The sequence below is a fragment of the Georgenia sp. AZ-5 genome (assembly GCF_043952095.1).
GTDB lineage: Bacteria > Actinomycetota > Actinomycetes > Actinomycetales > Actinomycetaceae > Georgenia.
Map to the genome: position 1 here is coordinate 2,439,752 of NZ_JBINOU010000001.1, position 21,325 is coordinate 2,461,076.

Below are 21,325 nucleotides of genomic sequence, written 5' to 3' on the forward strand. Positions count from 1 at the left end.
GTTGAGGGAACCGTCGCATGCCTCCCGGCCAAGGTCCGTGGCGCCTCCGTCGGCTGGACCCGAGCGGTCGCAATCATGGATGGCGAAACTGACCCGGCCCGTATTCACACCGGTGCACATTGCGTGCCGGGCCCGTTCTACCTAGACGTCAGACCCACTTACCGGCTGACGGATACACCACGACCCGAATTCCCACCCATTTCGTCGAAGGAGACAAGAATGGCTTCCAATAGTGCCCCCACGACTCCCTCCCGCGGGCGCGCCGGCGGTCCGCCAGTGGTCACGACGGGGGAGGAGTGGTGGACCGGCTACTGGCCCGGACCGCATCCGTACCATGACGAGAGCTTTATGGGGCGTCGAGGGGGCGAGGACCGGTGAGGGGCTCGGTGGCCTCACCTAGCCAGGCGCCGGCAGCAAGTGCGGCGCGCAAGGGTCATTCCCGGCCCCTCGACGATGTTTGCCGCAGCCCAACCCAGGGCGAAGGCGGTGAGAGGCCAGCAGCCGCACCCCGGAGCTCTCCTGGGTGCGGCCACTGTCATGCGCTGCGCGCGAGGGCCGTGCGGTCCGGCATGATCGAGGCGCAGCTGTGACGAGGGAGGGCTCATGGAGGCGGTCAAGATGGTCGTCGGCGCGGTGGTGCTTCTCGGCGCGCTCGCCCTGGTCGGCTACGTCATCTATGCCGCGGTCTCGAGCGTGGCCGCGGACCGCCGGCGGAAGCGCCGCCCGCCCGTCGCGAAGCGGGAACTAACAGAGGACGACATCATTCTCCGCAAGATGTAGCCCGGCGCGCACCACCGCACGTACAGCAGCGCCCAGAGCCATCACGGTTCGGGGCGCTGTGCCGTCGCTCCACCTTGGACCGCGGGGGCCCAGCAGGATCCCGTCGACCGGCACGGCGACGTATCCCACGAGATCGCGGCGTAGCTTGCGCGTTCGACCGGCCAGCAGGGTTGATGAGGAAGTGGAAGTAGATCGCTTCCTCGAATATAGAGGTTCCGCGTCGCTGCAGGCGGCGGCGTCAACCGGAGGAGTGGAAGACCCTACGAAAACCCCGCATAAACACCGATCGCCAGCGCTCGACGCCCCGAGCCGATGCGTGATGTACTCACCTCGCATCGAAGGCAACACCGCAGGTGTTGCGCGGTTTCGCCAGACACTGAAGCGCCAATGCTCAAGTCGGGGGACCAGCCCGATTTGAGCAAGGGGTCGTGGGTTTAAATCCCGCCAGCCGTGCCAGCCGACGTATTACCGCAGCCAGAGCCTCGACCGAGTGATTCGGTCGGTCGAGGCTCACCGCTTTTCTTCACACCAATATCGATCGACATGCATCCGCCTATCGGTGCTGGTGTCAGATCCGCCGTGGCGGGGGAGCGGCAAAGGCGTCCACTCGGAAGGTGCCGGAGCCTGCGGAGGCGAAAACCGGCTCTTCAGAATTGACGGTGTAGTCGGGGTCTGAATCCGCCGGCCTCCAGCAGGGATCTGGCGATGTAGTTGGTGAGGTTGCGGAACCCGAGTGCGGAGCCGCGCAGGTGCTCGAGCCGTCCGTTGATGGCCTCGGTGGGCCCGTTGGACGTGCCGGGACGATCGAAGTAGGCCAGGACGTCCTCTGCGCGGCGGCTCAGGGTGCGGCCAAGCGTGCGCAGCTCGGTCAGGGCGGTGGGCACGCCGTGGCTGAGGGAGTCGATCGCGGCGTGCAGCAGTTCGCGGCCTCGGGTGGTGTCGGGGTGGCGGTAGGCGGTGATCATGCGCTGGTAGACGGCCCAGGTCGCCTCGACCGCGACGTGGGCGTCGCCGTCGAAGAGGTCCTCCAACCGCTGCTTTTGCTTGTCGGTGAGCAGGTCGGTCCCGGTGTGCAGGGTCCGCCGGGCGGCGTAGAGGGGATCCCCCTTGCGGCCGCGGCGCCCGCGGGTGTGCTGCTGGACGCGCCGGCGGCACTGGTCCAGGGCGTCCCCGGCCAGGCGGACGACATGAAAGGGGTCCATGATCGCGACGGCGTCGGGAAGCTCCTCGGCGGTGGCGGTCTTGAACCCGGTGAAGCCGTCCATCGCGACGATCTCGACCGCCTGACGCCAGGACTTGTCTCGTTCGGCGAGCCACTGCTTGAAGACCTGCTTGGAGCGGCCCTCGACCATGTCCAGCAGCCGGGCCGGTCCGGTGCCCTCACGGATCGGGGTGAGGTCGATGATCACGGTGACGTACTTGTCCCCGCGGCGGGTGTGTCTCCACGCGTGCTCGTCCACACCGACGACCTTGACGCCGTCGAACCGGGCGGGGTCGTCGATGAGGACTCGCTTTCCCTCGGCCAGGACCGCGGCGTTGGCGGTGTTCCACGACACGCCCAGGCCCTCGGCGACCCGGGCCACGGTCAGGTGCTGGCACACGATGCCCTCCAGCGCCCAGCGCAGGCCCCGGCGGGAGAGCTTCGCCCGCGGCTCGGCGGCCTTCGTGGTGTCCTGGCGCCACACGTGCCCGCACCCGGTGCACCGGTAGCGGCGGACCGTGACCACCAGCGTCGTCGGACGCCACCCCAGCGGCTCGTGCGCCAACCGCCGGATCACCGTGTCCCGAGGCGAGCCCTCGCACCCGCACCGGCGGCACCACTCGTCGGGCTCGACCACGCGGCAGGCCAACACCGCTCGGTCCGGCTCGAGCCGCTGCCCCACGACCTCCAAACCGAGCTCGTCGAGGCGGGCGAACGTGGTCAGGTCAGGGCGAGCGAAGGTAACGTCGGGCACGTCGAGGTCTTTCGGATGAGCGGCGTAGGAACCCTCATCATCGGAAGACCTCGACCCCTATCCAGCGACCGACGCGCCGACTCCCGTTACACCCTCAACTGCGAAGAGCCCGAAAACCCGCAGAATAGTGCCGGTTCCGGTGCCACAGCGCCGCCGGTGGCGGGCGCCGGCAGGAGTGCCGCCACGCCGAGTGTCCGGCGGCGCCCTTGCGCCCCGGTCAAGGGGTCACACGTGGTCCCGCGGGAGCAGGATGAACGCGGGGTCCATCTCCTCGCCGGTGACGTACTGGTCGTTGAACACCGTGGTGCCCTCGCGGGTCAGACGGGCGGGCACGGGGCCCCACATGGGCCCAGCCGGCGTCGCCGTCGGTTCCGGCAGGGAAAGGCTCGCCAGCGGCATGCGCCTGGATCGGTCCGGCCAGTGATTGGCGTCGACGACCGTGAGCGTGGCGGAGTCGTCCCGGAGCTCGACCCACGGGTCCGCGATCATCACGGAGAGCATGCGGTGGTGTCCGCTCAGGCGGACGTCGCCGCGGAATCGAAGTGTGCCGCGGCCGGTGCTGCGGTCCAGCTCCGCGCGGTCAAGCGAGAAGTGGAAGAGGCTGGGCGGTTCCAGGGAGGCGCCATCGGTCTCGGCGTGCGCGCCGTCGGGCAGTGACGAGATGTACCTGATAAAGCTGCGCTTCAGGCCCCAGGTCAGGCCCGGACGAGGCAGCTCTGATCCAGCGGCAGTGCTGGTCGTCTCGTCGTCGGGCGTCGGGATCACGGCGTGCATCGATGCTCCACTCGCTAGACAGGTGTCTAGTCAGTGTGCCAGGCTGCGACCCGATGTGTCACACGTCATAGCGATATCGGTCATACCGCTCGAGGAGGAGCCACCGCATGAAGTTCCAGGACAAGATCGTCTTCGTCACCGGGGCCGCGTCCGGCATGGGGCTCGCCACCGCCCAGGCGTTCGCGGAGGAGGGCGCGATCGTCTTCGGTGCCGACATCTCTGCCGGCAACCTCGCGCAGGACGTCGCCGCCGTGCCGAACGCCCGCCCCGTGCCGCTGGACATCGCCGACCCCGCGGCGGTCCGAGCCGCGTTCGGGGAGATCGAGCGGGAGTTCGGCCGGCTTGACGTCCTGGTCAACGCCGCGGGTGTCAACACCCCCAACCGCGCCGCCCAGGAGAAGCTCAACGAGCTCAACTACGAGGGCTTCGTCGCGATGAAGGAGGGCCGCCGGCCCACCCCGCCGGAGTTCTTCGAGCAGATCTCCGACGCGGACTTCGACAGGGTCATCAAGATCAACCTCTACGGCCCCTTCTACACGATTCGCGCCGCCGCCCCGCTCATGAAGAGGAACGGGGGCGGCGCCATCATCAACTTCTCCTCCGCCGCGGCGCTCATGGGCGTCGCCATGCCCGCGTACTACCCCGCGTCCAAGGCTGGCGTCCTGGGCCTGACCCGCGAGGCCGCCGTCGAGCTGGCACCGTTCAACATCCGCGTGAACGCCCTCGCCCCTGGCGCCGTCGACACGCCGCTGTTCCGGCAGACCGACCCGGAGTTCAACGACTTCCTCATCGGCATGCAGCCCATCCGCCGCAGCGCGGCCCCGGCCGAGGTCGCCCGGACCGTCCTGTTCCTCGCCGGCGAGGAGGGCTCCTACTACACCGGCCAGACCATCTCGCCCTCGGGCGGCCTGGTGATGCAGTGACCGACCGGGCCCTGACAGCGACGACGACGACGAGAGACGACGTGACCATGAAACTGACCAACCCCACCGTGCTGACCGGCACGGCCGCCGGGGACATCGACACCAAAGCGCTCGCCCGCCTCAAGGCCGAGATCGAGCGCGACATCGAGGGCGGCACGTACGACGGCGTCAACATCATCGTCGCCCGCCACGGCGAGGTCGTGCTGCGGGACACCATCGGTTACGCCGAGCGTGCTACCGGCCGACCACTCCAGGGCGACGACGTCTTCCGGGTGCTCTCGCTCACCAAGGCCTTCACCAACGCGATGGTCTACCGGGCCCTGGGCGAGGGGAGGCTCTCCCTCTCCACCCGCGTCGTCGACCTCATTCCCGAGTTCCTCGGCACGGACCCGTTCCGGATGCTGCGCAAGGACAGGATCAACCTCGTCCACCTCCTCACGCACCGCTCCGGCATGGCCCCGACGCCGAACCCCGGTGTCGGCCCCGACAAGTTCGGGAACCTCGCGACCGTCATCGCGGCCCTCGGCGGGGTTGACGTGCTGTTCGAGCCGGGGACGAACCTCAACTACTCCCCGGCGATCAACCACGCACTCATGGGCGAGATGGTCCGCCGCGCCTACGGCGCCGCGTCTTTCGGACGGCTCGCCGACAAGCTCATCTTCCAGCCGCTCGGCATGGACAGCACGCGCTTCGGCCTGCCACGCGCGTGGGAGGACAGGGCCGTCCCGCTCAAGGTGTACCTGCCCGAGGGCGGCTTCTTGTCGCCCGAGGACATCGAGTGCCTCAACGACCACATCAGCGAGGACGCTGAGATGCCCTGGGTCGGCTCGGTCAGCACAGTCGACGACGTCTTCACGTTTGCGGAGATGATCCGCAACAAGGGGCGCCACGACGGCGAGCAGCTCATCGCCCCGGCGGTCCTCGAGCAGGCGACCACCCTCCAGACCGGCGACATGCCAAACGACCTGTATGCCGAGATGGCCAGGGCGCGCGGCTGGGAGATGCCGAAGGGCAACTTCGGCCTCGGCTTCTCCCTCAGCGGGACGGGCACGGCGCCGAACTTCTTCGGGCCCTTCACGTCCCCGCGCACCCACGGCAACTACGGCGCCGGCTCGTCGCTGTTCTGGGTCGACCCGGAGCGCGACATGACGTTCGTCTTCCTCTCCGCCGGCGTCATGGAGGAGAGCGAGAACGTCGCCCGCTTCCAGAAGCTCTCCACCATGGCCGTCGCGGCGGCCCTGTAGCTACCAGGAGTCAACGATGACCACGACACCGACGGCGTTGCAAACGCCCGAGCGCCCCACCGTCCCTGGCTTCGACCTCATCGTCGATGACGCCTACTACGAGGACCCGGCGGCCTTCTTCGCGAGCATCCGCGACGAGCACCCGGTCTTCTTCTACCCGTTCATCAACGCCTGGATCGTCACCCGGCGCAAGGACGTCGAGGTGGTGCTTGGCAGCTGGACCGACTTCAGCTCGGGCGCCAACTCGGCGCTCATAGACGTGCCCGACCGCCACCGCGAGGCCGTCCCGCCGGAGCTCATCTCCCAGATGCTCGTGGGGTCCGACCCGCCGAGCCACACGCTGCACCGCGCCGTCGCACAGCCGGGCTTCACCAAGGCGCGGATGGAGGCGCTGCGGTCCCAGATCGAGGCGCGGGCCCACCGCATTATCGACCGGTTTGAGGCCAACGGCAGCGGCAACATCATCGAGGACTACTGCCTCGAGCTGACCACCCAGACGCTGCTCGCGCACATGGGCCTGGGCTGGGAGCACGACGCGATGATGCGCCAGCTCCGTGACGACAACGCCCGCGTGCTGTCGAGTGCACAGGAGCCCATCCCCGAGGACATCGTCGACGACGTCTGGGACCGGTACGTGGCTGCCCAGCTCGAGCTGCGCCGCATCATCGAGGACCGCCGGGCGCACCCGCGCGAGGACCTCATCTCGGACATGGCGACCGCGAAGGACAAGGAGGGCGACTACGCCCTCACCCCGGCGCAGATCGCCCTTCACCTCAGCGAGTTCGCCCAGGCCGGCGCCGACACCACGGCGCAGGCCATGGCGAACGCGATCATGTACCTGGACAGGTCGCCGGACGTGCTTGCCGAGGCGATCGCCGACCCGGCGCTGTGGGCGAGGGTGTTCGAGGAGACGGTGCGCCTGCGACCGTCGTCGACGTTCACCTCTCGCCGTGCGGAGAAGGACGTCGAGCTCTCGGGCGTGCGGATCAAGAAGGGCGACATGGTCTGGATCGTGCTCGTCAGCGCGAACACCGACCCGGACTGGATCGACCGGCCGTTCGAGTTCGACATCCACCGCCCCGATCCCGAGTCCCACCTCGCGTTCACCCGCGGCCGGCACACCTGCCTCGGGCAGAACCTGGCCCGCGTCCAGGGCGCTGCCGGCCTGCAGGTGCTCTTCGAGCGGCTGCCCTCGCTGCGCCCCGCGCCCGAGGTGCCGCTCGACTTCGTGCGCATGGTCTTCGTGCCGGCCCGCCGCTCGCTCCCGGTGACGTGGGACGTCGCGGACAGCGAGCGGTCCAGGAAGCAGGCGCCCCGCGAGATGGCGCTCACGGTCGTCGAGCGCCGCGACGTGTCCGACGGGGTGGTCTCGCTGACGCTGGCGCACCCGGACGGCGGCGACCTGCCCGCGTGGAGGCCCGGTGCGCACGTCGACGTCCACACGGGCGACGACGGCGAGGGCAGGGTCTGCCAGTACAGCCTGTGCTCCTCCCCGGGGCGCACCGACCGCTGGCGCATCGGTGTCCTCCGCGAGCCGGAGAGCCGCGGCGGGTCGACCTACCTCCACGACCACGTCACCGAGGGCTCGACGCTGCGGGTGTCATGGCCGCGGAACAACTTCACCTTCCACGCCTCGCCGTGGTACCTGTTCGTCGCCGGCGGCATCGGCATCACGCCGATCCTGCCGATGATCGAGCAGGCCGAGGCAGCCGGTGCGGAGTGGACGCTGCTCTACGGCGGCCGGACGCGGGCCTCGATGGCCTACCTCGACGAGCTCGCCCGCTACGGCGACAAGGTGCAGGTGCGCCCGCAGGACGAGCACGGCCTGCTCGACCTCGCCGGGCTCCTCGGCGTGGTCCGGCCCGACACGCTCGTCTACACGTGCGGTCCCGAGCCCCTGCTCCAGGCGATGGAGAGGGCGACGGAGCACTGGCCGGTCGGCTCTCTCCACATGGAGCGGTTCGCGCCCAAGGCGGTCGTCCTCACCGAGCCCGACGAGACCTTCGAGGTCGAGTTCGCCGAGTCGGGGGTCACCGCCGCGGTGCCCGCCGGGAAGTCGATCGTCGACGTCGCCGAGGAGAATGGGATCACCGTCCTCACCTCCTGCCAGGAGGGCACCTGCGGCACGTGCGAGACCCGCATCGTGCTCGGCCGCGCCCACCACCGCGACTCGATCCTCACCCCCGAGGAGCAGGAGGCCAACGAGACCATGATGGTCTGCGTCTCCCGCGCCGAGCGCGGCTGCTCCAGGCTCGTCCTCGAGCTCTAGCCACCTGGGCGGCGGCGGACCTCGCGCCGCCGCCATGAGGCTCGACGGCGACCGTGGCCCGGGCGGGCCACGGTCGCCCCGGCGCGCGGCGAGGACGAGCCCGCCACGGGCGCGCCTCCGCGTGCGGATGGACGCTGGCCGCGCCGGCCATGCACGAGCGCGACCAACCCGCGGCCGTGGCCGGCGCTCAGCTCGGACGCTGTCAGGCGCGGTGGGGGTCCGGCAGCGCCGCGTAGACGGTCTCGAGGAACTCATCGATGCCCTCGGTGCCGCCCTCGCGGCCCAGGCCGGACTGCCTGACGCCACCGAACGGCGCCGCGGCGTTGGACAGCAGGCCCTGGTTGACGCCGATCATCCCGACCTCGAGCCGCTCAGTCATGCGCAGGACGCGGTCGAGGTCCTTCGTGAAGACATACCCGGCCAGGCCGACGTCGGCCGCGTTGGCGATCGCCAGCGCCTCTCCTCGGTCCGGAACGTCGTCACGGGGGCCACCGGGCCGAAGATCTCCGCGTCGAGGATGCGCGCCGTCGCCGGCACGTCGGCCAGGACGGTGGGCGGGTAGAACCAGCCCGGCCCGTCCAGCGGCTCCCCGCCCGTCAGGACGCGGGCGCCGTCGGCCACCGCGTCGCGGACCAGGCCGTGGATGTCGGCGCGGGCGTTCTCGGAGATGACCGGCCCGACCTGGGCCGCCGGGTCGATCCCCGGCGCGACCGTCAGGCCGGCGAAGAGGTCCGAGAGGCGGCGGGTGAACTCCGCGGCGACGTCCTCGTGGACGATCATCCGGTTCGCCGCGGTGCACGCCTGTCCCATGTTGCGGAGCTTGGCAAGATACGCACCCCGCACGGCCGCGTCGAGGTCGGCGTCGTCGAACACCAGGAAGGGCGCGTTGCCGCCGAGCTCCATCGAGGTCCGCAGCACGTTCTGAGAGGCCTCGGCCAACAGGGCGCGGCCGACGGCCGTCGAGCCGGTGAAGGAAAGCTTGCGGAGCCGGCGGTCCTTGATAACCGGGCCGGTGACGGCGGGCGCCGTGATCGTCGGGATGACGTTGACGACGCCGTCGGGCACCCCGACGTCCTGCAGCACCCGGGCGAAGAGCAGGGCCGTGAGCGGTGTGGCCACGGCCGGCTTGAGAACGACGGTGCAGCCAGCCGCGAGCGCCGGCGCGACCTTCCGGGTAGCCATCGCGAGCGGGAAGTTCCACGGGGTGATGAACAGGCACGGACCCACGGGCCGCCTCGTGACGAGCTGCCGCGAGGTGCCCTCGGGCGCGAGCTGGTAGCGCCCGGCGACGCGCACCGCCTCCTCCGAGAACCAGCGCAGGAACTCGGCGCCGTACGTGACCTCACCGCGGGCCTCGGCGAGCGGCTTGCCCATCTCGAGGGTCATCACCGTGGCCAGCTCCTCGCCGCGTGCGACGACGGCCTCGAACGCCGCTCGCAGCAGCTCACCCCGGACTCGGGGCGGGGTCGCGGCCCACCCTGCCTGGGCGGCCACGGCGGCGTCGAGCGCGGCGATGCCGTCCTCGGGCGAGGCGTCCGCGACCTCCGCGAGGACCTCGCCCGTGGCGGGGTCGTGGACCGGGAAGGTCCGGCCGGTGGACGCGGCGCGCCACGTCCCCCCGACGAGGAGCTGGGTGGGCGTGCCGGCCGGCAGGGCGGTCGGGGGAGCCTCGGGGGAGACGCGCGTCATCGGACACCTCGCGGGTCGGGAAGGTCGGTCGGCCGCAGCATACATATTGTCCGACAATCTGCGAGGTGGTGGGCGCCGGCGGCGCCGGCATGCCGGGGATCAGGTTTTCAGGTCCCGCCGCAGCACCGTCTGGAGGAACAGCGATACCACCTCGTTCGGCTGCGGCGACGGCCGCCACACCACCTCCACCTGCAGACGGGGCAGCGTCGGGGTCACCTCTTTCGTGACGACGGCGGTCTGGGCGAGCTGCTTGATCTCCGGCGGCATGACGCTCACCCCGAGCCCGGCGGTGATGAGCGGGAGGGTCGTCTGCAGGTTCCACACCCCCTTGACCGGCGGCGGCGCGATGCCCTGAGCCAGGCAGGCGTCGACGACCAGCTCGGTCAGGCCGGGGAAGCGTGGCGTCGTCCGGGGCAGCAGGATCGTCTCGCGGACCAGGTCGGCGAGCGGCACGGGCTCCGGCTCGTCGCCGCGGTCCGCCGGCAGCACCGCCACGAGCGGCAGCGAGGTCAGCCGCTCGATCCGGAACGTCCCCTGGTACATCGTCCGCATGCGCTGCGGGTCCGACGTCGCCATGATCGCGACGTCGGTCGTGCCGGCGAGCAGGCCGTCGATGACCGCTTCTGGCGGCGGGTCGGACAGCGTGATGTCGACGTACGGCGCGACCCGGTGGTAGCGGGCGAGCACCCGCGGCAGGTAGGCCCACGCGAACGGCATGACCGACGCGATGTGGAGCGAGCCGGACACGCCGCGGCCGTGCCGCTGCAGCTCCTTGGCCAGGGCCTCGGTCTCGCGCACCAGCAGGTCGCCGCGGCGCAGCAGCAGCTGCCCGGCCGGCGTCGCGTGGATGCCCCGCGGCGTGCGCTCGAGCAGCCGGACGCCGAGCTCCTTCTCGAGGTTGGCGATCGTCGTGCTCAGCGGGGGCTGGGTCATGCCCAGCGTGCGGGCCGCCCGGGAGATCGACCCCTGCCGGACGACCTCGGCGAAGTACCTGATCTGCCGGATGTCCATACTCAAACCGTATACCGGCGAGCGACGAATTCCTGCGTGCCTATGGCCAACCGGCGGGGCCGGCCATAACGTCGACCCAACGCGACACCACAGGGCAGTGGCGACGCAGCGGACACACCGTCGTGACACGCCCATTTATCAGAGGGAGGTCCTCGTGACCGAGAACAGCACCGCAGTGGCCCAGGAGACGACCGTCCCCGCCGACGACTGGAACCCGATCACGGTCACCGACTACCCGGCCGAGTACCGGCGCCTGCGCGCCGAGCAGCCGCTGTCCTACACCAGCGACTACGACGGCTTCTGGTGCTTCATGAAGTACCCGGACGTCCAGAAGGGGAGCCGGGACTGGCGGACGTACACGAGCGGCCAGCCGTTCGTCGAGTTCCCCGAGTTCATGAAGTCCATCCCGATCCAGGCGAACCCGCCGGAGCACACCTTCTTCCGGAAGTTCCTCTCGCAGTACTTCACCGCCGAGCGCGTCGGGATGCTCGTGCCGGACATCGAGGAGATCGTCGCGAAGAACCTCGACCCGCTCGTCGAGCGCGGCGAGGGCGACATGATCGACGAGTTCGGTCGAATCGTCCCGCAGCAAGTGCTGGCGAAGTTCCTCCTGCTCCCCGAGGACGCCTGGGTCACCATGGCGGACTCGCTGGCCAAGGCCGACGCCGTGCGCTTCGACCTCGAGAAGCACCGCGAGGTCAACAAGACGCTGTGGAACCCGACCGTCGAGGCGCTCATCGCGGACCGCCGGCAGAGGCCCCAGGATCCCGCGATCGACGTCATGTCCGGCGCGATGCTGCTCGAGCCCGGGGGCCGCCCCATCACCCACGAGGAGCTCGTCGCCCTCGGCGTGCAGATCTTCTCCGCCGGCGCGGACACGACTACGGCCGCCATCGGATCGATCGTCGGCTACCTCGCCGCCCACCCGCAGGACCAGCAGCGGCTCCGGGAGGACCTCTCGCTAGTGCCGAGCGCCGTCGAGGAGCTCCTCCGCCTTGCCCCGCCGCTGCACCAGCTGGGCCGCCACGCCACCAAGGCCGTGGAGGCCCACGGCCGCACCATCGCGGCCGGCGACAAGGTCGCCCTCAGCGTCTACTCGGCCAACCGGGACGAGGACCGGTTCCCTGACGGTGACACCTACGACGTCGATCGTGCGCCGACGCCGCAGCACCTGACCTTCGGGCACGGTCCGCACCAGTGCATGGGCGCGCCGATCGCGCGCGAGGAGCTCAAGGCCACGCTCACCAGGCTGCTGCAGAAGACCTCGGGCTTCGAGCTCGCGGGCGAGCCGGTCTCCAACGGCCGGCCGCTCCGGACCGGCTGGACCAACGTCCCGATCCGCTTCATCGCATGACCACGGGCGGCGACCGCCGGGCGCCGCTCCACGAGCCCATGGCAGGGCCGCCCGTCGCGGCACCGTGGCAGACTGCGCCGGCTCCCGGACCGGCGCGCGCCCTCACCGGGCCTGTGAACCCAATCAGCCTCACCCGAAGGGAGACCGACATGTCCGTCGCCGTCGCCGTCCGCCCCGCCTCCGACCAGGACGTCCTCACGCTGGAGGTGGTCGAGAAGCGTCTCGCCTCCGACTGCGTCGTCGAGCTCGTCCTCGCCCACCCCGAAGGGATGCCGCTGCCTGGCTGGCTCCCCGGCGCCCACCTGGACCTCCGGCTCCCCAACGGGCTCAGCCGGCAGTACTCCCTCTGCGGCAGCCCGTCCGACACCTCGCGCTACCGCCTGGCGGTCCTGCGCGAGCCGAAGAGCCGCGGCGGCTCCGTCTACGTCCACGACGAGCTCGGCCCCGGCTCACTCGTCGACGTCGCCGGCCCGACCAACCACTTCGAGCTCGTCACCGCCCCCACGTACCGCTTCCTCGCCGCCGGCGTAGGCATCACCCCGCTCATGCCGATGATCGAGGCCGCCGAGCGCGAGGGTGCCGACTGGACCCTGACCTACATGGGGCGTTCCCGGTCGTCGATGGCATTCTGGCGCGAGCTCGAGGAGCGCCATCCCGGCAAGGTCGCCGTCCGCCCCGACGACGAGGCCGGCGTGCCCGACCTCCTCGCGCTGGTCGGGGAACCGGCCGACGGCACCCTCGTCTACGCCTGCGGTCCCGAGGGCTTCCTCCGGGCGCTCGAGACCGTCATGGAGAGCTGGCCAGACGGTGCCCTCCACCTGGAGCGCTTCGCACCCAAGGACGCCGAGGCCCTCACCAAGGACCGCGGGTGCTTCAAGGTCCGCCTGGCCATGTCCGACATGGAGGTCGAGGTGCCCGAGGACAGGTCGATCGTCGAGGTGCTTGAGGAAGCCGGCGTCCCGGTCATCTACTCCTGCATGGAGGGCACGTGCGGCACGTGCGAGACCCCCGTTCTGTCGGGCGAGGTCGACCACCGCGACTCCATCCTGAGCGACGAGGAGAAGGCGGAGAACGCGATGATGATGATCTGCGTCTCCCGGGCCAGGTGCCCTGTCCTCGAGCTCGACATCTAGCGCCGTTCCTTCCGGCGGTGCGCGGCGTCCGTCCGGGCGCCCCGGTCTCACCATGCGCAACCTGCTGACACCGCGAGCGTGATCCAGCACACTGGTGCCTCCGACTAGACACCCGTCCAGCGAAACGCCGCCGAACGCTTCGGCACAGGCATTGTCGGACCGTATGACAATCAGTATCGTTACACGCACGCCCCGAGAGGGGACATCGGGCGGCGGTGTGGCCGCCCGGGAAGGACATGACATGACGCAGCACGATCCCGTCCTCATTGTCGGGGCAGGCCCGGTGGGCATCCTCAACGCCCTCGGGCTCGCCCAGGCCGGTGTCCCGGTGACCGTTCTCGAGCGCAACGACGGCGTCGTGCCTTCGCCCCGGGCGATGGTGTACCACTGGTCGGTCCTCGACGGCCTCGAGCGGTTGGACGTCTACGACCAGGCCGTCGCCCGCGGCTTCCTCAAGCAGGACTACACCTACAAGGTCCACCGGACCGGCGAGGAGATCCGTTACGGGCTGCGGTCGATCGAGCGGCTCGTCAAGCACCCGTACAACCTCCACCTCGGGCAGCACGTGCTCGTCGAGGTGGCGCTCGAGGCCCTCGCCGACCACCCGCACGCCAAGGTGCTCTGGGGGCACAAGCTCGTCTCCCTCGAACAGGACGCCGACGGCGTCACCGCCGTCGCCGCGGCGGCCGACGGGGAGCGCACCCTGCGCGGCAGCTGGCTCATCGGCGCCGACGGCGCCCGCAGCCGCGTCCGGGAGTCCCTCGGCATCGAGTTCGAGGGGATCACGTGGCCGGAGCGCTTCGTCGCGACCAACATCCGCTACCCCTTCGAGGAGAAGGGCTTCTCGCAGACGACGATGCTCATCGACGACGTCTACGGCGCGATCATCTCCAAGATCGACAACTCCGGCGAGACGGGCCTGTGGCGCTACACCTACTGCGAGGACGCCTCCTTGCCCGAGGAGGGCGTGCTCGACCGCATGCCCGCCTTCCTCGAGGAGGTTCTCCCGGACACCGAGGGCTTCGAGCTCGACTCCTACTCGCCGTACCGGATGCACCAGCGCGCGGCGAGCCGCTTCCGCGACGGACGCGTCCTCCTCGCCGGCGACGCCGCGCACGCCACGAACCCCACCGGTGGTCTCGGCCTGACCTCCGGGCTGTTCGACACCTTCATCCTCCAGGAGGTCCTTGCCGCGGTGATCAAGGGCGAGGCCGACGAGGGCATCCTCGACGACTACGCGCGTGAGCGGCGCCGCGTCTTCGTCGAGCAGGTCAACCCCGCCGCGAGCAACAACAAGCGCCTCGTCTACCACTCCTCCGACCCCGAGCGGCTCGAGCGGGACCTGGCCGAGCTGCGGACGCTCGAGTCGGACGAGGAGGCCGCCGTCCGGCGCCTGCTCTTCACCAAGTCCCTCGAGACCCCCTCCCTCATCGGCGCCTGGTAGGAGACGACATGATCACGAGCTTCACGGACAAGGTCGCCGTCGTCACCGGCGGCGCGAGCGGCATCGGCTACGCCATGGCCGAGCGCTTCCTCACGGAGGGGGCGAAGGTCGTCATCGCGGACATCGAGCAAGCCGCGCTCGACGCCGCCCTGCGCACCCTCGGCGCCCGGGGCGAGGTCATCGGCGTCCGGACCGACGTCAGCGACACGGCCAGCCTCCAGAACCTGGCGGACCGCACGGTCGAGGCCTTCGGCAAGGTCAACGTCGTGTGCAACAACGCGGGCGTCGAGACCGGCGGCACCTTCCTCAACGTCCCCGAGCAGGCCTGGCGCTGGGTCATGGACGTCAACTTCTTCGGCGTCCTCAACGGCTGCCGCATCTTCCTGCCGCTGCTCCAGCAGCAGGAGGAGGCGCACATCGTCAACACCGCCTCCGTCGCCGCCTTCAACTCCGGCAGCGCCACGATGATGCCGTACTGCGCGTCCAAGTTCGCCGTGCTGGGCATGACCGAGTCCCTCGAGATCGAGCTGCGGGGCGCGGGCAGCCACGTCGGCGTCTCCCTGCTCGCGCCGGGACCGGTGAGGACGCGGATGCCCGAGGCCGAGCGCAACCGGCCACGCACCGTCCCGGCCGCCACCGAACCGGCCCGGGTCGCGGTGATGGAGGCCCTCGCAAGGGCCTCGGCCGAGATCGGGCTGGACCCCGCCCACGTGGCCGGCCTCGTGGTCGACGCCATCCGGCACAACCAGTTCTTCGTCCTCACCCACCCCGAGATGGCCACCGCCGGGGTCCACAAGCGGCTCCGGTGGATGGAGACCGGCGAGGCGCCGCCCGTGCGCGTCCCCGGCACCTGATCCCGCCCGCGCTCGCCGTCCACTACAGAGAGGTAGGAGCATGACCGCCACCGTCGAGGCGCCGATCGAGGCGCCTGAGATCGACTACGACCCGTTCGCGATGGAGTCGTTGGAGGACCCGCACAGGTTCGACGGCGAGGCGCGCGAGGTCGCCCCGGTCGTCCACGTCAAGAAGTACGGCTACTACGCGATCACGCGCTTCGCGGAGATCCAGAAGGCGCTGCGCGACTGGCGGACCTTCTCCTCCACGGACAGGCCGTTCTACGCGCCGTCCCCCTTCCGTCCGCGGACCCTCATCCTCGAGGACCCACCGGAGCACACGGCGTCGAAGAACGCCGTGCTCAGCGTGTTCTCCAAGGAGAACCTTGCCGCCTTCGAGGTGCACTTCCGGGCGGAGGCCGAGCGGATCCTCGACGAGCTGCTGGCGGACGGCCCGGTGGAGGTCGACGGCTTCCAGGACATCGCGGCGCGCTACGTCCTGAAGGTCTTCCCCGACGTCCTCGGCCTCCCCGAGGAGGGCCGCGAGCTGCTGCTGAAGTTCGGCGACGGCGTCTTCAACACCTTCGGCCCCCCGAGCGACTTCCAGGCCGCGAAGCTCGCCCGCGCCTCCGAGGCCCAGGAGTGGGTGGAGAACAACACCGCCCGCGAGGTCCAGGCCGAGGGCGGCATCGGCTGGCAGCTGTACGCGATGGCCGACGAGGGGAAGATCAGCGAGCACACCGCCCAGCAGATCCTCAAGTCGATCTTCGCCGCCGGGTTCGACACGACGACGGCCTCCATCGCCTCGATGATGCGCGCCTTCGGCGACAACCCGGGGGAGTGGGAGAAGCTCGTCGCCGATCCCGGTCTCGTGGAGAACGCCTGGGAGGAGGCCATCCGCTACTACCCGGCGTCCCGCTACGGCGGCAGGTGGGCCAACAAGGAGACGGTGCTCGGCGGGGTACGTATCCCCGAGGGCGCCAAGATCCTCACCATGTGGCTCGGTGCCGGCCGCGACCCCCGCCAGTACACGAACCCCGACGAGTTCCACGTCGACCGCGACCTCAAGGGTGGCCACCTGTCCTTCGGGTTCGGCATCCACACCTGCGCGGGCAACCTCGTCGCGCGCCTCGAGGCGCGCACCCTGCTCCGGGCCATGGTCGAGCGGATCGCCACGATCGAGCTGGTCGGTGAGCCGCGTCAGGCCGTCAATTACCAGGCCTTCGGCCACGAGTACGTGCCCGTCCGCCTCACGCCCAAGGCCTGATGTGACGACCTCCCGCGCCGCCAGGCCGCCGCACGAGGAGGCGCCCGCGGTGCACGTGCGCCGCGGCGGCTTCTGGCTGCCGGGCGACCTGCGGCGCGGGACCGGCGCCGCCTCCCCCAGGGACGCTCACGCGGGCCAGACCTGGCAGCTCGGGCCCGCCTGGGTCCAGTGGGAGGCGCCCGCCGAGCCCACGGGCCTGCCGCCGCTGGTGTTCGTCCACGGCGGCGGTGGGCAGTCGACCGACTGGCTCGGCACCGCCGGCGCGGAGGAGGGCTGGGCTCAGCTCGCCCTCGCGGCCGGCCATCCCGCCTACCTCCTCGACCGTCCCGGGCACGGTCGCTCCCCGTGGGACCCGGCACGGCTGGGTGCCCGCACGCCGTCACCCGACTACGCCGGCCTCGCCGCCGTCTTCGTGCCGGCCGAAGACGATCCCCGCGCCGCCGGGCACGGCGCCTGGCCGTGGGGGCGGGGGCCGGGCGACTCGCACGTGGACGCGCAGGTAGCGTCCTCGAGCGGGATGCTGCTCGACACCGCGCTGGGCCAGGAGCTCGACGGCCGCAGGCTCGTGGACCTGCTCGAGCGGACTGGCCCAGCCGTCGTCGTCACGCACTCAGCCGGGGCACCGGCGGGCTGGCTCGCGGCCGACCGGCGCCCCGACCTCGTGTTCGGGCTCGTCGCGGTCGAGCCGCTCGGGCCGCCCTTCAGGGACCTCGGGCCCCGGGGCCGCCTCACCGAGGGGCCGACGGCGGTTCCCCTGACCTGGGACCGTTCGGGAGCAACCGCGCGACTGCCGCGGCTGGCGCGCACCCCGGTGTGCGTCGTCTCGGGGTCCGCCTCGGGCCGGGTGGACGGGGACCGGCAGACCGTCGCGTTCCTGCGGGACGCCGGCGTCGCCGTCGACCACCTGGAGCTGGCCGCGCACGGACTGGCCGGCAATGGGCACGGCCTGATCTTCGAGAACAACAATCGCGTGATCTTCGACCTTCTTACCCACTGGGTGAACGAGAAGGCCGGCATGTGCGTCGCATGACCCTCGCCCCATCCGCGCACGAACCTCCCAACGAAGGAAGGCTCATGTCCCAGACAACCACCGCCGCCCGCCTCTGGGCGCTGGACGCCCCCCGGATGAACATCGACGCCGCGCACCTGGTCGTCGGCGCCGAAGGCACCGTGTCGATCCCCCTACCGGCGTTCCTGATCGAGCACGAGCAGGGCCTGGTCCTGTTCGACACCAGCATGAACCCGCTCGTCTGCGACGACCCGGCGCTGGTCTTCGGTGACCGTCCCGAGACGGCGATGATCGAGTCGAACCCCGAGCAGCGCATCGACCGCCAGCTCGCCAAGCTCGGGTTCCGGCCCGAGGACATCACCCACGTCGTCCTCTCGCACACCCACTCCGACCACGCCGGCGGGCTGTACCTCTTCCCCCGTGCGGAGTTCTACATCGGGCCTGAGGAGTTCCGCTGGGCGGCGGACCCCGGGGAGACCGCCTACCTGTTCCAGCCGAGCGACCTCAGCGACGAGGTGAAGGAGTTCGACTGGCACGACGTCGACCCGCTGGGCACGGACCTGTTCGGCGACGGCGCCATCAACATCCTTCACACCCCGGGGCACACGCCCGGCGAGCTCAGCGCGCTCGTGCGCCTGCCCTCCCAGAACATCGTGCTCACCGGCGACACCGTGCACCTGCGCGAGGCGATGGAGTGGGACGAGGTGGACCCCAACGACTGGGACTACGAGGTGGCCCGCAAGTCGATCACCACCCTGAAGAACCTCCAGGAGGACGAGCAGGCCAAGGTGTGGATCGCCCACGACCCGCGCGACTGGGCCGACTTCGGCGGCCCTCTCTCGGCGATCGAGTGATCGCATGAGCCGCATGCTCTTCGACTACCGGTGCACCGCGTGCACGTGGGAGGGCGAGGTCTACGCCGAGACGCCCGCCCCGCTCAGCCAGCAGTGCCCCGCCTGCGGCGACGAAGCTCGTCGGCGGTACACCACGGCCGGCCTGGCCCGCTCGGGCAGGTCGCTGGCGGCCATCGCGCCCGCTGGCGGGAGCATCGACTGCCGGGACAACGCCGATGTGCCCGGACTGTGCCACGTCGCGCCGAGCGCGAGGCGTGGCCTGATCGCCTACCACCGCGGTGACGTCGAGACCTACCAGGCGGAGAAGAAGCGCCAGACCCGGGAGTTCGAGCAGAACGGCCCGCCCCCGGCCGCCAACGTGTTCGCGCACGGACACTGAGGTCAGGCATCCGGCGAGGGGTCGTCCGGCCCCTCGCTCCCTGCTAGCACCCGAGGCAGACGCATGAACAGCACAGTGACGGCTGCAGCCATCCGAGAGGACTTCGTCCGCCTCCACGGACACTGGGACGAACGGCTCGCCGCCCTGCTCGAGCTGAGCCCCGGCCATTTCTCCGCTCACGCCCGCCTGGTCGCAGTACCGGCGCGGAACAGCGCGCTGAGCGAGAAGGAGCGGCACCTCGTCCATCTGGCGGTGGCGGTGAACGCCACGCACATGTACGCCCCCGGGGCAAGGCACCACATGGGCGCAGCGCTCGACGCCGGGGCCTCCCCGGGGGAGGTCCTCGAGGTTCTCCAGCTGGTTGGGACCCTCGGCATCCACGCCATACTGGTCGGGGCCCCCATCCTGGAGAAGGTGCTCGCGGAGCTCGGAATGGACGACGCGGGCCGGCTCTCCGCCCGGCAGGAGGCCCTCAAGGCGGAGTTCACCGCCGACAGGGGGTTCTGGAACCCGGACTTCGACGGGCTCCTCCGCCTCGCCCCGGACCTCTTCGAGGCGTACGTCGATTACTCGGCGCAGCCGTGGCGGGACGGCGTGCTCGAGCCCAAGGTGAAGGAGCTCATCTACATCTCCTTCGACGTCGCAGCCACGCACCTGCACGAGCCGGGGATCGAGCAGCACGTCCGGAACGCTCTGCGGCACGGGGCGAGCCGGGACGAGATCGTCGCGGTCATGGAGATCTCCAGCATGCTCGGCACCCACGCCGTGCTGGAGGGAGCGACGCTCCTCAAGGAGCAGCTGGGCACGGGAGAACCCGCCCGTGGCGCCTGCCTTGATGCGGCGGCCGAGGAGAGGACGCGCGCATGAGGTCCGATGTAGCGACGAAGGCGGACCAGGAGAGCCGGCGGCTCGAGCATCTCGGGTCCATGTTCGACGTGCGTGGCCTCGGCGTGCTGGTCACGGGTGGCGGCAGCGGCCTCGGACTGACCATGGGCGCGGCGCTCGCACGAGCGGGCGCGACCGTCACGCTCCTCGACCGGGAGGAGGAGCGGCTGGCCGCCGCGCGGGCCGACCTCGACGGCGAGGGCTACGAGGTGGGCACCGTGGCGGTGGACATCACGGACGCCGACGAGCTGGACGCGCAGTTCGCGCGTGTGGCCGCGTCGAGACCCGGCCTGCATGTCGTCTTCGCCAACGCGGGCATCAGCGCCGGCATCGGGCCGCGTCTGAAGTCCGGGCGCCTCACGGAGATCGACCAGGACCGGTGGCGCAGCGTCCTCGACGTCAACCTCACCGGGGCGATGAACACCGTGGCCAGTGCCGCCCGGCACATGACATCTGGATATGGGCGGATCGTCGTGACGTCGTCCGTCGGCGGGATCCGCGCGGACCCCATGGTGGGGTACGCCTACGCGGCGACCAAGGCCGGGGTCGTGGGCCTCGTCAGGAACGCCGCGCTCGAGCTGGCCCCGCGCAACATCCTGGTCAATGCGATCGCGCCCGGCCTGTTCGAGACGAACATCCGCCGGGCGAACCCGACGGCCCAGGCCATGACCGCGGACTTCGCGCGGGTCTCGGCCCTCAAGCGCGCGGGGCGGCTCAGCGAGCTCGAGGGGCTCGCGGTATACCTCGCCTCTCCGGCGTCCAGCTACGTCACAGGTGCCGTGCTCTCGATCGACGGCGGCGCCGCGCACACCGGCCCCAACGAGGTCGAGGTCTAGAGCCGGGTGTCCGGGGCGGCGTGTGCGCGCCTTCTGCTTGCTGACTCTAGGGTGGGAGCCGACCGCGCGGAGGAGCCGACGCCCGCATGACCGAACGCACCGCCCGAGGAGTGGCCACCCGCCAGCGATTCGTCGACGAGGCGCTCCGGCTCTTCCGCGAGCAGGGCTATGAGCAGACCTCGATGGCGCAGATCGCAGCAGCAGCCGGGGGAAGCCGCTCGAACCTCTACCTCTACTTCAGCGGCAAGCCGCAGATCGTGCTGGCACGGATGCACGAGCTCGAGGACGACGTCGCGGACCTCTATCGCGCGCTCGACGAGCTGCCGTCGCACGACGAACCTGCCATGCGCCGGTGGCTGGAGAGCGCCCGGGAGATGTGGCGGCGGTACTCTCCCGAGTTCGAGGCGATCGCCCAGGTGATGACCGCCGAGCAGGACGTCCTCGATGAGTGGCTCGGACTGATCCGGCGCATGTGCGCGGCGCAGACGGTGCTCTACGAGAGCTGTGCATCGGAGGACGAGCGCGAGGACCGGGCCGTCCACATGAGCACGCTGATGATGAGCCTCGAGCGCACCTTCTACTTCCTGTACGTCCGCGGCCACGACGACCACGAGGACCGGGTGCTCGCCTCCCTCGCCCGCCAGTGGGCGTACCTGTTCAGCGAGCGACCCGGCCCTCGTCCCTAG

General features: G+C 70.6%; 18 protein-coding genes and 1 pseudogene. 15 read left to right on the forward strand and 4 right to left on the reverse strand.

What is annotated here, in order from left to right; translation table 11 throughout:
• The first annotated feature begins 603 nt into the window (after positions 1–603).
• A complete protein-coding gene (locus tag ACF0H8_RS11450; RefSeq protein WP_395289039.1) occupies positions 604–780 on the forward strand; it encodes a hypothetical protein in 177 nt (58 codons plus the stop codon).
• Between the two features lie 647 nt (positions 781–1,427).
• Here the strand turns inward: ACF0H8_RS11450 and ACF0H8_RS11455 are convergent.
• Positions 1,428–2,735, reverse strand: a complete 1,308-nt coding sequence (locus tag ACF0H8_RS11455) for an ISL3 family transposase (RefSeq protein ID WP_395287198.1) — start codon at positions 2,733–2,735, stop codon at positions 1,428–1,430.
• 225 nt (positions 2,736–2,960) lie between these two features.
• Complete coding sequence (locus tag ACF0H8_RS11460; RefSeq protein WP_395289040.1) at positions 2,961–3,509, reverse strand: HtaA domain-containing protein; 549 nt, start codon at positions 3,507–3,509, stop codon at positions 2,961–2,963.
• Between the two features lie 107 nt (positions 3,510–3,616).
• Between ACF0H8_RS11460 and ACF0H8_RS11465 the strand changes: the two genes are divergently transcribed.
• From ACF0H8_RS11465 to ACF0H8_RS11475, 3 genes are read left to right on the forward strand one after another with little or no spacing between them, the layout of a single operon-like run.
• Positions 3,617–4,432 (forward strand): SDR family NAD(P)-dependent oxidoreductase, encoded by an 816-nt coding sequence (locus tag ACF0H8_RS11465; RefSeq protein WP_395289041.1) that lies wholly within the window; start codon positions 3,617–3,619, stop codon positions 4,430–4,432.
• A 47-nt stretch (positions 4,433–4,479) separates the two neighbouring features.
• Complete coding sequence (locus tag ACF0H8_RS11470) at positions 4,480–5,676, forward strand: serine hydrolase domain-containing protein (protein ID WP_395289042.1); 1,197 nt, start codon at positions 4,480–4,482, stop codon at positions 5,674–5,676.
• Between the two features lie 16 nt (positions 5,677–5,692).
• Positions 5,693–7,945, forward strand: a complete 2,253-nt coding sequence (locus ACF0H8_RS11475; protein ID WP_395289043.1) for a cytochrome P450 — start codon at positions 5,693–5,695, stop codon at positions 7,943–7,945.
• A 202-nt stretch (positions 7,946–8,147) separates the two neighbouring features.
• Here ACF0H8_RS11475 and ACF0H8_RS11480 read toward each other — a convergent pair.
• Both ACF0H8_RS11480 and ACF0H8_RS11485 read right to left on the reverse strand, forming a co-directional pair.
• Positions 8,148–9,634, reverse strand: a pseudogene (locus ACF0H8_RS11480) (NAD-dependent succinate-semialdehyde dehydrogenase).
• Between the two features lie 99 nt (positions 9,635–9,733).
• Positions 9,734–10,645: a LysR family transcriptional regulator gene (locus tag ACF0H8_RS11485; RefSeq protein ID WP_395289044.1), complete on the reverse strand. Its 912-nt coding sequence runs from the start codon at positions 10,643–10,645 to the stop codon at positions 9,734–9,736.
• A gap of 154 nt (positions 10,646–10,799) precedes the next feature.
• Here ACF0H8_RS11485 and ACF0H8_RS11490 point away from each other — a divergent pair, with 154 nt between their 5' ends.
• From ACF0H8_RS11490 to ACF0H8_RS11540, 11 genes are all read left to right on the forward strand, one after another.
• Positions 10,800–11,999 (forward strand): cytochrome P450, encoded by a 1,200-nt coding sequence (locus ACF0H8_RS11490; RefSeq protein ID WP_395289045.1) that lies wholly within the window; start codon positions 10,800–10,802, stop codon positions 11,997–11,999.
• A gap of 149 nt (positions 12,000–12,148) precedes the next feature.
• Positions 12,149–13,132, forward strand: a complete 984-nt coding sequence (locus ACF0H8_RS11495; protein WP_395289046.1) for a PDR/VanB family oxidoreductase — start codon at positions 12,149–12,151, stop codon at positions 13,130–13,132.
• Positions 13,133–13,373: 241 nt separating this feature from the next.
• Positions 13,374–14,576: an FAD-dependent oxidoreductase gene (locus ACF0H8_RS11500; protein WP_395289047.1), complete on the forward strand. Its 1,203-nt coding sequence runs from the start codon at positions 13,374–13,376 to the stop codon at positions 14,574–14,576.
• Positions 14,577–14,584: 8 nt separating this feature from the next.
• On the forward strand, positions 14,585–15,430 hold the full coding sequence (locus ACF0H8_RS11505) for an SDR family NAD(P)-dependent oxidoreductase (RefSeq protein ID WP_395289048.1): 846 nt from the start codon (positions 14,585–14,587) through the stop codon (positions 15,428–15,430).
• 40 nt (positions 15,431–15,470) lie between these two features.
• Positions 15,471–16,676, forward strand: coding sequence for a cytochrome P450 (locus tag ACF0H8_RS11510; protein ID WP_395289049.1), 1,206 nt, complete (start codon positions 15,471–15,473; stop codon positions 16,674–16,676).
• A gap of 1 nt (position 16,677) precedes the next feature.
• Entirely contained in the window at positions 16,678–17,706 is a 1,029-nt protein-coding gene (locus ACF0H8_RS11515) for an alpha/beta fold hydrolase (RefSeq protein ID WP_395289050.1), read from the forward strand.
• A 44-nt stretch (positions 17,707–17,750) separates the two neighbouring features.
• Positions 17,751–18,539, forward strand: coding sequence for an N-acyl homoserine lactonase family protein (locus tag ACF0H8_RS11520; protein WP_395289051.1), 789 nt, complete (start codon positions 17,751–17,753; stop codon positions 18,537–18,539).
• 4 nt (positions 18,540–18,543) lie between these two features.
• On the forward strand, positions 18,544–18,918 hold the full coding sequence (locus ACF0H8_RS11525; protein ID WP_395289052.1) for a hypothetical protein: 375 nt from the start codon (positions 18,544–18,546) through the stop codon (positions 18,916–18,918).
• Between the two features lie 63 nt (positions 18,919–18,981).
• The gene (locus ACF0H8_RS11530) at positions 18,982–19,785 is read left to right on the forward strand and encodes a carboxymuconolactone decarboxylase family protein (protein ID WP_395289053.1); all 804 of its coding nucleotides are present in this window, start codon (positions 18,982–18,984) and stop codon (positions 19,783–19,785) included.
• Positions 19,782–20,639, forward strand: a complete 858-nt coding sequence (locus ACF0H8_RS11535) for an SDR family NAD(P)-dependent oxidoreductase (protein ID WP_395289054.1) — start codon at positions 19,782–19,784, stop codon at positions 20,637–20,639. The genes ACF0H8_RS11530 and ACF0H8_RS11535 overlap by 4 nt, the downstream gene beginning before the upstream one ends.
• Positions 20,640–20,725: 86 nt before the next feature.
• Positions 20,726–21,325 carry a TetR/AcrR family transcriptional regulator gene (locus ACF0H8_RS11540; protein ID WP_395289055.1) on the forward strand — a complete coding sequence of 200 codons (600 nt, stop codon included), beginning with the start codon at positions 20,726–20,728 and terminating at the stop codon, positions 21,323–21,325.

What these genes read in the sequence shown, in the direction of transcription:
- ACF0H8_RS11465 (WP_395289041.1), top strand. Translation starts at nt 3,617, where the DNA reads ATGAAGTTCCAGGACAAGATCGTCTTCGTCACCGGGGCCGCGTCCGGC.
- ACF0H8_RS11500 (WP_395289047.1), top strand. Translation starts at nt 13,374, where the DNA reads ATGACGCAGCACGATCCCGTCCTCATTGTCGGGGCAGGCCCGGTGGGC.
- ACF0H8_RS11470 (WP_395289042.1), top strand. Translation starts at nt 4,480, where the DNA reads ATGAAACTGACCAACCCCACCGTGCTGACCGGCACGGCCGCCGGGGAC.
- ACF0H8_RS11525 (WP_395289052.1), top strand. Translation starts at nt 18,544, where the DNA reads ATGAGCCGCATGCTCTTCGACTACCGGTGCACCGCGTGCACGTGGGAG.
- ACF0H8_RS11520 (WP_395289051.1), top strand. Translation starts at nt 17,751, where the DNA reads ATGTCCCAGACAACCACCGCCGCCCGCCTCTGGGCGCTGGACGCCCCC.
- ACF0H8_RS11450 (WP_395289039.1), top strand. Translation starts at nt 604, where the DNA reads ATGGAGGCGGTCAAGATGGTCGTCGGCGCGGTGGTGCTTCTCGGCGCG.
- ACF0H8_RS11460 (WP_395289040.1), bottom strand. Translation starts at nt 3,509, where the DNA reads ATGCACGCCGTGATCCCGACGCCCGACGACGAGACGACCAGCACTGCC.
- ACF0H8_RS11530 (WP_395289053.1), top strand. Translation starts at nt 18,982, where the DNA reads ATGAACAGCACAGTGACGGCTGCAGCCATCCGAGAGGACTTCGTCCGC.
- ACF0H8_RS11505 (WP_395289048.1), top strand. Translation starts at nt 14,585, where the DNA reads ATGATCACGAGCTTCACGGACAAGGTCGCCGTCGTCACCGGCGGCGCG.
- ACF0H8_RS11485 (WP_395289044.1), bottom strand. Translation starts at nt 10,645, where the DNA reads ATGGACATCCGGCAGATCAGGTACTTCGCCGAGGTCGTCCGGCAGGGG.
- ACF0H8_RS11475 (WP_395289043.1), top strand. Translation starts at nt 5,693, where the DNA reads ATGACCACGACACCGACGGCGTTGCAAACGCCCGAGCGCCCCACCGTC.
- ACF0H8_RS11540 (WP_395289055.1), top strand. Translation starts at nt 20,726, where the DNA reads ATGACCGAACGCACCGCCCGAGGAGTGGCCACCCGCCAGCGATTCGTC.
- ACF0H8_RS11510 (WP_395289049.1), top strand. Translation starts at nt 15,471, where the DNA reads ATGACCGCCACCGTCGAGGCGCCGATCGAGGCGCCTGAGATCGACTAC.
- ACF0H8_RS11495 (WP_395289046.1), top strand. Translation starts at nt 12,149, where the DNA reads ATGTCCGTCGCCGTCGCCGTCCGCCCCGCCTCCGACCAGGACGTCCTC.
- ACF0H8_RS11535 (WP_395289054.1), top strand. Translation starts at nt 19,782, where the DNA reads ATGAGGTCCGATGTAGCGACGAAGGCGGACCAGGAGAGCCGGCGGCTC.